The sequence below is a fragment of the Chitinophaga barathri genome (genome assembly GCF_003807585.1).
GTDB classification, from domain to species: Bacteria; Bacteroidota; Bacteroidia; order Chitinophagales; family Chitinophagaceae; genus Chitinophaga; species Chitinophaga barathri.
Window position 1 is genome coordinate 108,276 of the sequence record NZ_RMBX01000016.1, and the last position, 13,277, is coordinate 121,552.

Sequence of the window (13,277 nt, forward strand, 5' to 3'; positions counted from 1 at the left end):
TTTCTCATTATTTTACAGTCCATTTGATCACAACACTGGCCCTGTAAAAAGTAATTCAACACATGGACGCAAACATTCTCAGCAAAGCAGAGCAATGGCTCAACGGAGGCTATGACCCTGAAACGGTAGCAACAGTGCAGAAACTCCTGAAAGAAAACCCTGACGAGATCACGGACGCATTTTACCGCAACCTTGAATTCGGCACCGGCGGCCTCCGCGGTGTGATGGGCGTGGGTACGAACCGGATGAACAAATACACGGTGGGAGTAGCCACGCAGGGCTTCGCCAATTACCTGAAAAAATCCTTCCAGGGCGAGATCAAAATGGCCATCGCGCACGACAGCCGGAACAACAGCCGCTTTTTTGCCGAAGTGACCGCCAATGTAATGGCCGCCAACGGCATCAAAGTATTCCTTTTTGAGGCCCTCCGCCCCACCCCCGAGTTGTCTTTCGCCATCCGTCACCTGGGCTGCCAGGCCGGCGTAGTGGTGACCGCCAGCCACAACCCCCGTGAATACAACGGGTACAAAGCCTACTGGAACGATGGTGCACAACTGGTGCCTCCGCACGATAAAAACGTGATACTGGAAGTGGAAAAGATCGCCGGCATCGGCGAAGTGAAATGGACCGGCTGGGAAGAAAACATCACCCTCATCGGCAAAGAGCTGGACGAGGCCTATCTCACCATGCTCAAAAGCCTGAGCGTGTACCCCGAGATCGTGGCCCGGCAGCATGACCTCAAGATCGTATATACACCCATACATGGCACAGGCATCACCCTGGTGCCCGAAATATTGCAGCGTTTTGGTTTTACCAATGTGCATGTGGTGGAAGAACAGTCCAAACCGGACGGCAACTTCCCCACGGTGGTATATCCCAACCCCGAAGAAGCCGAAGCCATGAGCATCGGGTTGAAAAAGGCGGCGGCGCTGGATGCGGACATCCTTCTCGGCACGGACCCCGATTCCGACCGTGTAGGCATTGCCGTGAAAAATCATACCGGCAAATGGATTCTGCTGAACGGCAACCAGACGGCCGTGCTGCTCTTCAACTATATCGTGGAAGCGCGCAAACGCAAAGGCCTCGCGCAGCCGAACGATTACATCTGCAAAACCGTGGTGACGAGCGACCTGATAGACGTGTTCGCCGCCAGCAACAATATCACCTGTTACAATACCCTCACCGGTTTTAAATGGATCGCGGACCTGATACGCCGCAAGGAAGCCACTGAGAAATTCATCTGCGGCGGCGAGGAATCCTACGGTTACATGATCGGGGACAATGTGCGCGACAAAGACGCCATTGCATCCGTAGCCATGATCTGCGAGATGGCCGCTTACGCGAAAAACGAAGGCAGATCGCTGTATGAGCAGCTGATCGACATCTACGTGCGTTACGGTTTCTACAAGGAATCCCTCATTTCCATTACCAAAAAAGGCATGAAAGGAGCGGAAGAGATCGCGGACATGATGAGCAGCTACCGGCAGCACCCGCCGGCGTCCATCAACGGCTCTCCCGTGGTAAAAATATTTGACTACCAACTGTCTCATGTCACTACGCTGGCTACCGGTGAACAAACACCGATAGATCTTCCCAAATCCAACGTGCTGCAATTCCTGACTGCGGATGGCAGCCGTATTTCGGCGCGCCCTTCCGGTACGGAGCCGAAGATCAAGTTCTATTTCAGCGTGCATGAGCCGCTGGAGAGTATTGCGGACCTCGAAAGAGTGGAGCAGCAGCTGGACGCAAAAGTGACCAATATTATTCACGATATGCAGCTCGGATGATCCGAGGCATCAAAGTTTTTAATAAAAAGGCTGTAGGAGGCATCTGCTTCGCTTACAGCCTTTTTGCTGTCTGCTGGTGGCCGGTGTCCGCGTATGCGGAAGACGGAATGCGCCTTCATTCGCCGGATACCGGCACGGTCAGGGCCTCCGCATCATTTGCCGGGCATACAACCGCCACGGACACATCCTTCCATCCTGTACCTGTCCGTGACAGCATTCCCATCGTACAAGACAGCGCGCGTTACATCGGCTTCTTCGACATCCCGGACGCGCCGATGAAAGGCAGGATATGGGCGCTCAGCGGGGTTACCGCGGCGGTATATACAAATTCCCTGCTGGTATTGAACCAATTCTGGTACAGCGGCTACGCACAGCGCAGCTTCCATACTTTCAACGATGCCGGGGAATGGCTCCAGATGGATAAAGCGGGACATATATTCAGCGCCTATATGTTATCCAAATACAGCCGCGAAATATGGCGCTGGACGGGGCTGCCGCGCAGGCAGCAGATATGGATCGGGGGGATGAGCGGCCTGGCCTACCAGAGCGTAATAGAGCTGCTGGATGCGCATTCCGAGCATTGGGGCTGGTCCTGGAGCGATATGGCCGCCAATACACTCGGAACGGCCATTATGATGAGCCAGGAACTGGCCTGGAACGAGCAGCGTTTCCAGCTGAAGTTTTCGTCCTTTCCCGTACGGTATACAGACCCCGCTTTAAAGGCGCGGGCCACCGACCAGTTCGGGCGTTCGCTCGCGGAAAGGACGCTCAAGGATTACAACTCCCAGACCTACTGGCTGAGCCTCAACCTCAAAAGCGTGATGCCCGAAAGCAACCTGCCCCGGTGGCTGAACATTGCCGTGGGTTACAGCGCGGACAATATGTACGACGATTATTCCAATCAGTGGACGGACGCGGAAGGCGTATTCCATGACTATACCCATACCCTGCGCAAACGGCAGCTGTTCCTCTCCCCGGACATCGACCTCACAAAGATCAGGACAAGGCACAAAGGCGTAAAAGTACTGTTCCAGGTACTGAACATGATCAAAATACCGGCGCCCGCGCTGGAGCTGGACCTGAACGGGCGGCTGAAGATGCACGCCCTTTATTTTTAATTGGTAAGATAGGCGGAAGAGATGTTTTCGCCTGAAACGTCCACCATCACCATGTCCTGCAGGGTGGTGGCAAGGCTGTAGCCTACAAAATCCACGGACAGCGGGAAGGATTTATGCCTCCTGTCCACCAATACGGCTGTTTGTATCTTTTTGGGGAGGAACTGGAGGAAAGGTTTGAGGGCGTAGAGCATGGTGCGGCCGGAGTTTGCCACATCGTCTATGAGAACGATCACTTTGCCGGTGAAATCCAGCTGGCGGGAAAGCTCCACTTCAGCGGGTTTCTGTTTATCCAGCTTTATTTCCATTACTTCCACGGTAAAGGGCGCGATACGGTGAAGATGCGCGGCGATCTTCTGGGTGAGGATGGAACCACGGTCCCAGATGCCCGCCAGTATGATGGATGGCTCGTCGTAATTGTGTTCGTATATTTCATACGCAATCCGTTCAATCTTCTTTTCAATCGCCTCCTGCGTCAGGATAACGTTCTTATTTTCCATATCGCAATTTTGTACAGCCGTAAAAATACATAAATTGCAACTAACAACCGGTCAAATCAAGGATATGCAAATTGTTTCTCAACTACTTTTCCTGGTAGCACTAGGGGCTGCCGTTTACTTCTTCTCGCGCAGGGCGGCGGGTATACGGCGGAACATACTGCTGGGCAGGGACATAGACCTGAACGATCAGCCCGCATTGCGCTGGAAGAATCTTTTCCTGCTTGCATTCGGCCAGAAAAAGATGTTCCGCAACCCGCTGGTGGCGGTGCTCCACTTTTTTGTGTACGCCGGCTTTGTGATCATCAACCTGGAGATCCTGGAGATCATCATAGACGGCCTGGCGGGCACCCATCGTATATTCGCGCCCGTACTGGGGCCGGTATACGGCGTACTGATCGGCTGCTTCGAGATACTGGCGGTACTGGTGGCCGTATCCTGCGCGATCTTCCTGGTGCGCCGCAACATCCTAAAACTCAAACGTTTCATCAGCAAAGACCTGGACGGCTGGCCACGGTCCGACGCCAATTATATCCTGGTCACCGAGATCGTGCTCATGCTGCTGTTCCTCACCATGAACACGGCGGACGGCATCCTGCAAAGCCGCGGCGTGCCGCATTACCCGGTCACCGATCCTTTCTGGATCACACAGCACTTTGCCGGCATCTTCAACGACCTCTCCGATTCCGCGCTCACCGGTGTGGAAAGAGCGGCCTGGTGGCTGCACATACTCGGTGTACTGGCTTTTCTGAACTACCTGCCCTGGTCCAAACACCTGCATATCATACTGGCTTTCCCGAATGCCTATTACGCCAGCCTGAAGCCTAAAGGCAAAATGGACAATATGCCCGAGATACAGCAGGAAGTATTGTACGCCATGCAGCCGGAGCTGGCCGCCAACGCCGCTCCCGGCGATACGCCGCCGAAGTTCGGTGCAAAAGACGTACACGACCTCACCTGGAAAAACCTGCTGGACGCGTTTGCCTGCACGGAATGCGGCCGCTGCTCCGCAGCCTGCCCCGCCACACAAACAGGCAAAGCCCTTTCTCCCCGCCTCATCATGATGAAAACGAGGGACCGCGCGGAAGAGACCGGCAAGCTGAACGGGGAAACAGACAACAAAAGCCTTTTGAGGGATTATATCACCGAAGAAGAGCTGCGCGCCTGCACCAGTTGCAACGCCTGCGTGGAAGAATGCCCCGTGAGCATCAACCCGCTGGATATCATTTTACAGATGCGCAGGCACCTGATCATGGAAGAAAGCAGCGCACCGCAGGAATGGAACATGATGTTCTCCAACATAGAAAATAACATGGCGCCCTGGAAATTCAGCCCGGATGACCGTGATGCCTGGATCAACAGTTAAAAACAAACGTATGCAGATCAAAACAATGGCCGAATATTTTGCCAATGGGGAAACACCGGAAGTGCTCTTCTGGGTGGGGTGCGCAGGCAGCTTTGACCAGCGCGCGCAGAAGATCACCCGGGCATTTGCGGAGATACTTACAAAAACGGGGATACAGTTTGCCGTGCTGGGCAAGGAAGAAGCCTGCACCGGCGATCCCGCGCGCAGGGCCGGCAACGAATTCCTGTTCCAGATGATGGCGTATAACAATATCCAGGTACTGAATAATTATGGGGTAAAAAAGATCGTGACGGCCTGCCCGCACTGCTTTAACACCATCAAAAATGAATATCCCGAGCTGGGCGGCAGTTATGAAGTGATCCACCACACCACTTTCCTGCAACAGCTGATAGACGGCGGCCGCATCAAAATAAAGGAAGGCGGATCATTCAAAGGCAAAAAGATCACCTATCACGACAGCTGTTACCTCGGCCGGGCAAACGATATCTACGAAGCGCCCCGCGCGGTGCTGGAAACGCTGGATGCGGACCTCGTGGAAATGAAACGATGCAAAAGCAAGGGCCTCTGCTGCGGCGCCGGCGGCGCGCAGATGTTTAAGGAAGAAGAAAAAGGCGCTACCCGTGTGAACTTCGAAAGAGGCCGCGAAGCCGTGGACACCGGCGCATCCGTGATAGCCGCCAACTGCCCCTTCTGCATGACCATGCTCACGGACGGCGTGAAAGAACAAGGGAAGGAAGATACCGTGAAAGTGCTGGATATTGCGGAGATTATTGTGGGAGAGATGATCGGGGATAAAACGGTATAGGATTATGTAGTTCTGGCATTACAGGATTATGCTTCTTCATCCCTGATCTTCCGGATTTTTTCTAATTCGATAACATCAATCTGATCTTTCGGACGATTTACTACCTTTTTATTCTCAATGAGGTGATTAATATGTAGGAATGGGATAGCAACCCCCTCAATGTCAGCAATTGAAGCCATTTGCAAACATTCATCAAAAGATAACTGCTCCAAGCCTTTCATATTACCAAGAATATCCAATTCGATTCCCTTACAGATAGTAATGTTTGAAAATCCAGGTATAAAGGGAATTGTTTCTAAAGGTTCAAGATCACCATATCCTAATTGCACAAAAGCTGCTCTCAGTCTTTTTCTATTTTCCAGTGTATCTTCCAACCACATATCAAGATCCTCCGTACTCCGGTTAAATCCATGGAAACGAGTTGCAAAGCCACCAACCATAATATATCTGACCTTCTTCTCATTCAACGTCCGCCAAAACCTGATCAGTTCTTCATCCAGGAGGTCCATTCTTTTTATTTATGAGTGACTTTAGCCTTTTTAAATAAAGCATTTACCCGCAGCATTTGGGTAAAAAGATGCAGTTTTTCAATATCCGGACGATAAATATCACGCTTCAACCGTTCGTGTTCACTAATGGCAGATAACTCAGCCTTCGGCGTTATCTCAGGGGAAACTTGTTTCTTAGCTGACATTGCATACAATTTTCAGTAATATCAATAATGCAATTTACCAAATTCCCTAATAGCAAATAGTATCCTTAAATACACAATAATATTAATCCATTGGATATCAGTCAATAAACCATAATGTAAAACCAATACCTAGCCTCTCTTTCCAAAAGGCAATATCCTCCCTATCGTCCCTTTGATCAAGGTTTTCGCAATACCCGTCGTAAGCTGTATAGCCCCGCTCACCGCCATATTCATTAATTGCTCGCCGGATTGTTTGTCCAGCCGGAAGGCGGGCGGCGGATTGTTTTCATCCACCATTCTCACTCCGCTCATGCTGGCGCGATAGGCGGCCGTGCCGGGGTAATACATCGCGATATCGTCGCTCATATATTTTTCCAGTTTGTCAAAATCATGCCGTTCCAGTTCGTCCACCGGGCAGCAGTCCTGCCGGTCTTTCGGACGCATAATGAGCGGGTACGGATCGCAGGCCTGTATCATAAAGAGCGCGGCCCGGTCTATGTACAATTCGCTTTCTCCATTTTCCTGGTACACGGCGATAAAACAGGTGATCCTGGATTTTAACGCGGTCACCCGTACGGACATATGCACCCATTCGTCAACAGCGGCGGCTTCCACCCATACAATGTCTTCCGAGACGGGATTGGTGCCGCCGTTGGGATCGATGCCGATCCTTGCCATTCCCCTGCTGCGGGTGGGCAGGTGATAAAAAGTAGTGAATTCATAATCCCAGCCACAGTTCGCACAGATGCTCTGCCGTATGCCCGCGATCCCGGAGCCTTCTATGGTCACGCCCTGCGCACGCTGGCCATCCCTGCAAATGAACTCATCCGGGATAAAATAAGCGGCTTTAAAAGGCGGCACGTTCGAGTTTTCCGGGTCTATGATGAGCACCGGCGAAGCAAAAGGCTGCCATTCGTTGGCCACGATCGCGTCTTCCTGCGTATTGCGCGCTTCCTTCTGCGGTTTGTAACGGAAGCCACCTTCGAAATCGGCGTTTTGAAGCTCCGTAACGGTGACGAGCGAATAGGCCATGCCCACGCCGCCGTCATCGTCCTGCACGGTCACCTTGGCCACGTAATTGCCCTTGCAGGTGTATACATGCGAAGCGGAGGCGATGCCCACCCCCTGCGGTGATTTATTTTTCTCGCGGATAGTTGCCATTTTGATATGACCGTCCCCGCTATCCCAGGTGCCTACATGCGAGTCGCACCAGCCCGCATCTATAAATACGGCGTCGAGGCGTACGGGCTGATTCCTGAGCACGCAGAGGCGTTTGTAGGTGAATACTTTAGGCGCCACGTTCGTGACGTTCACGGTCATGACGGCTTCACCCACGCCGCCGGCACTGTCCTGCACGGTGAGGCGGACGGTATAGGTGCCATTGTCGCACCAGGCGTGCTCCGCGCTGGCAGTGCCCTGCGCCTGGGGTTCTTTGTTGGTTTCAGTGACGGAGAGCGTTTGTGGCGCCGTATTATCGCCGAAGTCTATGACCGCTTTGTGGGTATCCAGCCAGTTATCATCCGTGAATACCGCTTTCAGCGTCACCTTTTCCCCTTCTTCCACCGTGATCACGGGTAATTCAAAACTAACCACCGGGGCCACGTTTTTCACATTCACGCGGGTGTAATGTTTGGTGGTGGCACCGCCGGTTTCATCCACCTGTATCTGCACGCGTGCAACATATACGCCGCTCTTTCCGAAACGGTGGGATACATTGCGGAGGGTGAACGATGCGCCGTCTCCCGCCAGCCAGTGGGCTTTTGAAGTAGGTTTGTCCGCACCGCCGTTGAAGTTCACAAAGGCGTTGCCGGTTACGTTGTACGGGCCATGAGAGCGGGCCATATCTTCAGAAGTGAGCGCGTGCGTACTGGTGATGATCATATTGCCGGCGAACACCAGGCCGCTCGGTTCTATCACCACGGGGTTTTCAAAACGTGCCTGCACATTACCGATAGCATCCAGGCTACCCGGCCATGCACCGATGCCCGTCACTTTCCCGGATTCATCTTTTGCCACTACCCCGCCGATCTTCGAAGCAATACTTTCCACCACCGCCATAATGATCAGGCCAATGATAAGGCCGATGATACCAAAGGTGAGGAAACCGAGGAAAGCCACCAGCAGCCAGGCTCCTGCGCCAAGGTCCACATCGGGGTCGCCGATCAGCTCATGCTCCAGCATCTGCGTGCCGTCTGATTTATCTACCCATTTGAGTTTTACCTTTTGGTCAAAACCGGCGTCTATATCGATGCTGTCCAGCACGGCATCTACGATCGTCACTTCCCCGTTCACGCTCAGCTCGCCGGTAAGGAGGTCCAGGCCGATGCTGTTGAGTTTTACGGTTTTGCCTTCCACCGGTTCATCCAGCGTGGTAGGCAATGTACCGTATTGATCGGCCACGGTCTCGTTGAATTCCTGCCGCACTTTGGCTTCGCTGGTAGCGATCGCAAAGTCGCGGCCCGCGGGCACAAAGCTGGTCACCGCGCCGGGATTGCCGCCTCCGCCGCCGTTGATGCAAAGCGCAAAGCCATTGCTGTAGGCCTGTGGGGTTACATCATTGATGGTGGTGGTGCCGGTGGGGTCTTCCACTTTCCATACCTGTATTTTCTGCCGCGCCACCAGTTCGTCCCGCACGCGGGCGGCGATAAAACCTTCTATCTGCGCCATGGTGGGCACAAATACTTCCACGTCGCCAAAGGCGTGAAGAGGACCGGCGGCGGCGGAACTGAAGTTTGTTTTGATGAGCGCTTCCAGGTCGTAGCCGCCGATGGAAGCGGCATTTTTGTTGAAGGTATAATTGCTGCCTTCGTCGCCGGAAGCGGGTGTTACGTTTTCCAGCGTAACGGTGGCGGTAGAGGTCTTCACGAAGATGCGGTCCGCTGCTTCCGTATATTCCGCCAGCATTACGGCTTTCCCGGTGATGCCCATGGGCGTGCGGAGAGAAAACCCGGCAAGGCTGCCGGTGATATCATAAAACCGAAGGTAACAGGGGATGATCACTTTCACATGCGTGGGGTCCGGCTTTTCGATGGTGATCTTACGCGCGGGATCATTCACGTCATCGTACAGTTCGGTATGTACCTTCATGCTGAAGGGGCCGAAAGAAATGGTGGGGTCCGGCGTGATCTGCGAAGGGATGGCGCCTTCCTGGTATTTTTTATGTACAAACTCTTCGATGGCGGCCGTGGTAATGGGCGCAATGGGATCGCCGCTGGTGATGGACACGCTTACCGCGTCCGCGGGCATGGCTGTGAAGTCCGCCCCTATCTCATGATTGGCGGTATTGATTTCCCGGATGGGCACACGCACGTGCACGTCCGCCGTGATATCGAACAATTTGGCCGCATCGATCGGCGGGTTGGCGATCTCAATATGATTGATGGTGCCCAGCTTGATGCGGACGCCGTTCACGCCGGTATCCATTTCCAGGTCCAGTTGTTCCTTCGGTATCTGTACATGCCCGCTGGCCACCTGGTAGGGGCCGAAGCTGATCGTATTGGGAATGTTGACATATTCAGGTATCACACCGGGGCCGCTGGCATCGCCGCCGGATTTCCATGCGGCCAGCAGCAATTGTTTCAGGGCGGGAACGGTGAGTTGCGCGATCACTTCAAAACCATGCGTGTTTGCCATTTGCAGGGGTTTTATGGGGATTTAACATGTTGCGGTTCAGTGCCGCTGATTATCGGTATTGATATCGTATTGTGTTTGTCTTAGTGTTCTGAGTTATGCCGGTGGATGTTATTTTGTATTGCCATTCGAACGGTTCATCCGGAAACTGATATTGCGCAGGGGCAGCTTATCTTTTTGTTTCACGAGCGCTTCAGCCACGCTTTGCTGCGCCAGCTGCGGATGAGTGGCTTCCAGTTTGCGGTATTCCAGCAAAGGGGCTATCACCGCGTGTTTTGCGCTGAATGTTTCCAGCGGGTCGGTTACTTTCCCTCCCACTATCTTCACCGGTTTTTTAACGCTCTCCAGGATGGCGTCTACTTCTTCTTTGGGCAAAGCCAGCTTCACCGGGCCGGGGGCGGCCGCTTTTGCTTTGGCTATTGATTTATCTGGTTTCACTTCGCTGGAAGCAGCTGTTTTGGAAAGCACGGCGTTGAGGTTTTGTTGCAGCGCGGCGGCGTCACGCAGGTCGAAGGGTTTGCCGGTGACGGCGAATATCTGCGCCTTCAGTGTTTCCACTTTAGCAGCGCCTGTTTTACCAAAACGGATATGCGCGGTGATCTCTTCCTTCGCTTCGGGGCTGAAGGTGTAGCCAATTTTTTCCAGTGCCAGCAAAGGATTGGCGAGTGCGAGCAAAGTAAGTGAAGGATCTTTGCCATGTTGTTCGAGAATACGGGGCATCTGCTGTTGCAATTCTTTCAGGGAGGAAATTTTTCCTTTTTCCATAAGAAGCGTTTTTATTGGGGCGAATGATATGCAGTACCGTTGTGCTGTTGAATTGGGGCTCGGGGTGATATGTCAAATTTAAGGAAAACCATGGAGACTGCATGTTATTTTTCGTAAATTCGGATATAAACCAAACCCCATGAAACTGCATGTAACCCCGCAGTACGATACGGATGTGCTGATCATCGGCGGCGGCCCTGCGGGCGCTTCCTGCGCATATCACCTCGCCACGCAGGGTATACAGGTCACCATTCTCGATTACCAGCCCTTCCCCCGCGATAAGGTATGCGGCGACTTTGTAGGCCCTGTAGCCATACGGGAGCTGGCAGGCATGGGCATCGATCAGTACGAAGCTTTCCGCAAGACCAATGTGATCACCCAAGCGGCCCTTTACCTGGACGGCAAACCGATGATAACCAAAAACATCCCGTTGGTAAGCGGCATCCCCGACCATGGCCGTGTGATACCCCGCATGGAACTGGACGACTGGATACTGAAAGCCGCCGTCAAAAAAGGCGCAAAACTGCTGGCGGGCAGGCTGCTGGATTACCAGGTGTTCAGCAACGGCGTGCTGGCGCATCACAAAAAAGGATCGTTGTTCGCCAAAATGATCGTAGGCGCTGATGGCAGCAGTTCTACCGTGGCGCGTATACTCACCGGCAGCAAGCCGCAGGCGGAAGACAGGATACTGGCCGTGCGGGCATACTACAAAAACGTGAAGTGCATGCCGGACCAGGCCGAACTGTATTTCACCTCTCAGAGTTTCCCGGGTTATTACTGGTTTTTCCCCACCGGCCCCGATACCGCGAATGTGGGCGTGGGTATGGTACAGGAGAATTTCCCGCACCAGGAAGTGAACCTGAAAACGCTGCTGCTGGAGCTGATCGAAAAAGATCCCGCGCTGAAAGCAAAGATCGGCGATGGCGAACTGGAGGACAAAGTGGTGGGCTGGCCGCTGGCCACCTACAATCCCGATCATCCCAAAACAGCGGACCGGCTTGTGCTCGTGGGTGATGCTGGTGGGCTCATCAACGCGCTAAACGGGGAAGGCATACAATACGCCACGCTCAGCGGGCGCTGGGCGGCGGAGACGATCACGGAATGTATCCGGCGGGAGCAGTTCCATGAAGCCGCGCTGGCGCCTTACAAAAAGAAGATCGTGGAAGAGCTGGGGTTCGACATGTCGCTTTCCAACACGCTGATACAATTTATCCGCAACCGCAATCTGAACCCGCTCTGGCTGAAACTGCTGGACATCATCGTTCAGAAAGCCCGCCGGGATGATGAATACGCGGATATCGCCGGAGGCATACTCGCCGGCCTCAAACCCGCAAACGAAGCCATGAGCGCTTCATTTATCGGCAAAAGCATAACGCAGGGTGTGCAGACGCTGGCTACGGACGCTTTCCGCGAAGCAGCCAAAGGGCCCGGGAATATCACCCGGCTGGCCTGGGGCGGGATGATGTTCGGCATGCAGACCGCCGGCGATCTGATGCAGCATCCCGGGAATTATCTCAGCTGGGGAAAAGGCATTGTAAGTAATTCTTTTCAGCTCGCGGGGCATGTGCTGAAAGGTATCAATAATCGCGGTTGATCATATACAGGATCATACTTTCAATAAACTGTTTGTCCTCCGATTCGGGCATATGCCCGAATACCGTATAAAACTCTTTCAGCGCGGCGCCGGCAAGGTTTTGCGCGTTTTTCCTTCCATACGCGATACAGTCGTATTTTTTCATCATCTTCATCACCCACTCCGTTTCGTCGGGCATCCGTAAAGAACGTTTTTTGGCAAGATAGGTTTCCAGCTTTTGTTTCTCTTTCTGATTGCAGGTATTCAGCAGGTAGATCAGCATCAGCGTGCGTTTGCCTTCCAGCACATCGCCGCATATTTCTTTGCCGTATTTATCCTGGTCGCCTACAAGATTGAGCAGATCGTCCTGTATCTGGAACGCTGCGCCGAGATAATAACCAAAGCGGTTGAACACATCCGGGTCCATGGCGCCGCCGGAGCCGATGATGGCGCCGATGCGCAGCGGGTGGATGCAGGTATACCAGCATGTTTTTTTGAGTATCATGCGGAGGTAATCGTCTTCTTTGAGATCACAGAGATTGTCCTGCCGCCAGCCCAGCTCCATAGCCTGGCCTTCCACGCTTTCCAGCACCATATGTTCTATTTCCGAAAACACCTGCCAGGTAAGGCTGGGGCCAAGCGTAAAGATGTTGTGCATCAGCGGGCGGATGCTGAGCACGTTCATGGCGTCGCCTACATTGATGGCGATGGGCACGCCGTGTGCGGCATGCATGGTGGGGCTGCCGCGGCGGTCGTCGCTTTCGTCCTCGATGTCGTCGTGTACCAGGAAGGCGTTGTGAAACAGTTCCAGCGCAATGGCGGAGTTCATGGCTTCGGCGGTGGTGCCGCCAAAGATATTGCAGGCCGCAAGGCATAGCCCGGGCCTGAAACCTTTACCGCCGCGTTTGGGGTAAAGCGTTACCAGGTCGTACAGATATTTCTTTGGCTCGCGGTCCGGGATAAAATCGATCAGGGTTTTGAGGCTGAGGTCCCGGTACGCGCCCAGCTTCGCCAGGAATTGTTCCTGTATATCGGTGGAGAGCAT

At 53.5% G+C, this 13,277-nt stretch carries 11 protein-coding genes; 5 read left to right on the forward strand and 6 right to left on the reverse strand.

The features are described from left to right. The first annotated feature begins 62 nt into the window (after positions 1-62). Both EG028_RS25495 and EG028_RS25500 read left to right on the forward strand, forming a co-directional pair. Positions 63-1,787, forward strand: coding sequence for a phospho-sugar mutase (locus tag EG028_RS25495; RefSeq protein WP_120519181.1), 1,725 nt, complete (start codon positions 63-65; stop codon positions 1,785-1,787). Continuing rightward, the gene (locus EG028_RS25500) at positions 1,784-2,905 is read left to right on the forward strand and encodes a DUF2279 domain-containing protein (RefSeq protein WP_120519182.1); all 1,122 of its coding nucleotides are present in this window, start codon (positions 1,784-1,786) and stop codon (positions 2,903-2,905) included. The genes EG028_RS25495 and EG028_RS25500 overlap by 4 nt, the downstream gene beginning before the upstream one ends. Here EG028_RS25500 and EG028_RS25505 read toward each other — a convergent pair. After that, on the reverse strand, positions 2,902-3,402 hold the full coding sequence (locus EG028_RS25505) for a phosphoribosyltransferase family protein (RefSeq protein WP_120519183.1): 501 nt from the start codon (positions 3,400-3,402) through the stop codon (positions 2,902-2,904). The genes EG028_RS25500 and EG028_RS25505 overlap by 4 nt on opposite strands. A gap of 64 nt (positions 3,403-3,466) precedes the next feature. On the opposite strand from EG028_RS25505, the gene EG028_RS25510 reads away from it, so the two are divergent. Both EG028_RS25510 and EG028_RS25515 read left to right on the forward strand, forming a co-directional pair. Further along, the gene (locus tag EG028_RS25510) at positions 3,467-4,765 is read left to right on the forward strand and encodes a (Fe-S)-binding protein (RefSeq protein WP_120519184.1); all 1,299 of its coding nucleotides are present in this window, start codon (positions 3,467-3,469) and stop codon (positions 4,763-4,765) included. A gap of 10 nt (positions 4,766-4,775) precedes the next feature. After that, positions 4,776-5,570 carry a (Fe-S)-binding protein gene (locus EG028_RS25515; RefSeq protein WP_120519239.1) on the forward strand — a complete coding sequence of 265 codons (795 nt, stop codon included), beginning with the start codon at positions 4,776-4,778 and terminating at the stop codon, positions 5,568-5,570. Between the two features lie 26 nt (positions 5,571-5,596). On the opposite strand, the gene EG028_RS25520 is transcribed toward EG028_RS25515, so the two are convergent. The 4 genes from EG028_RS25520 to EG028_RS25535 form a co-directional block, all read right to left on the reverse strand. Further along, positions 5,597-6,079, reverse strand: a complete 483-nt coding sequence (locus EG028_RS25520; RefSeq protein WP_120519185.1) for a hypothetical protein — start codon at positions 6,077-6,079, stop codon at positions 5,597-5,599. 5 nt (positions 6,080-6,084) lie between these two features. Then, positions 6,085-6,264, reverse strand: a complete 180-nt coding sequence (locus EG028_RS25525) for a hypothetical protein (protein WP_120519186.1) — start codon at positions 6,262-6,264, stop codon at positions 6,085-6,087. 129 nt (positions 6,265-6,393) lie between these two features. Further along, a complete protein-coding gene (locus tag EG028_RS25530; protein WP_120519187.1) occupies positions 6,394-9,897 on the reverse strand; it encodes a PKD domain-containing protein in 3,504 nt (1,167 codons plus the stop codon). A 108-nt stretch (positions 9,898-10,005) separates the two neighbouring features. Then, the gene (locus tag EG028_RS25535) at positions 10,006-10,659 is read right to left on the reverse strand and encodes a hypothetical protein (protein ID WP_120519188.1); all 654 of its coding nucleotides are present in this window, start codon (positions 10,657-10,659) and stop codon (positions 10,006-10,008) included. 139 nt (positions 10,660-10,798) lie between these two features. On the opposite strand from EG028_RS25535, the gene EG028_RS25540 reads away from it, so the two are divergent. Further along, complete coding sequence (locus EG028_RS25540; RefSeq protein WP_120519189.1) at positions 10,799-12,253, forward strand: geranylgeranyl reductase family protein; 1,455 nt, start codon at positions 10,799-10,801, stop codon at positions 12,251-12,253. On the opposite strand, the gene EG028_RS25545 is transcribed toward EG028_RS25540, so the two are convergent. Continuing rightward, positions 12,237-13,277 carry a polyprenyl synthetase family protein gene (locus tag EG028_RS25545; RefSeq protein ID WP_120519190.1) on the reverse strand — a complete coding sequence of 347 codons (1,041 nt, stop codon included), beginning with the start codon at positions 13,275-13,277 and terminating at the stop codon, positions 12,237-12,239. The two genes, EG028_RS25540 and EG028_RS25545, sit on opposite strands and share 17 nt — an antisense overlap.

Bases quoted from the DNA above. Each gene is read 5' to 3' on its own strand.
- EG028_RS25495 (WP_120519181.1), top strand. From the start codon at position 63: ATGGACGCAAACATTCTCAGCAAAGCAGAGCAATGGCTCAACGGAGGC.
- EG028_RS25500 (WP_120519182.1), top strand. From the start codon at position 1,784: ATGATCCGAGGCATCAAAGTTTTTAATAAAAAGGCTGTAGGAGGCATC.
- EG028_RS25505 (WP_120519183.1), bottom strand. From the start codon at position 3,402: ATGGAAAATAAGAACGTTATCCTGACGCAGGAGGCGATTGAAAAGAAG.
- EG028_RS25510 (WP_120519184.1), top strand. From the start codon at position 3,467: ATGCAAATTGTTTCTCAACTACTTTTCCTGGTAGCACTAGGGGCTGCC.
- EG028_RS25515 (WP_120519239.1), top strand. From the start codon at position 4,776: ATGCAGATCAAAACAATGGCCGAATATTTTGCCAATGGGGAAACACCG.
- EG028_RS25520 (WP_120519185.1), bottom strand. From the start codon at position 6,079: ATGGACCTCCTGGATGAAGAACTGATCAGGTTTTGGCGGACGTTGAAT.
- EG028_RS25525 (WP_120519186.1), bottom strand. From the start codon at position 6,264: ATGTCAGCTAAGAAACAAGTTTCCCCTGAGATAACGCCGAAGGCTGAG.
- EG028_RS25530 (WP_120519187.1), bottom strand. From the start codon at position 9,897: ATGGCAAACACGCATGGTTTTGAAGTGATCGCGCAACTCACCGTTCCC.
- EG028_RS25535 (WP_120519188.1), bottom strand. From the start codon at position 10,659: ATGGAAAAAGGAAAAATTTCCTCCCTGAAAGAATTGCAACAGCAGATG.
- EG028_RS25540 (WP_120519189.1), top strand. From the start codon at position 10,799: ATGAAACTGCATGTAACCCCGCAGTACGATACGGATGTGCTGATCATC.
- EG028_RS25545 (WP_120519190.1), bottom strand. From the start codon at position 13,277: ATGCTCTCCACCGATATACAGGAACAATTCCTGGCGAAGCTGGGCGCG.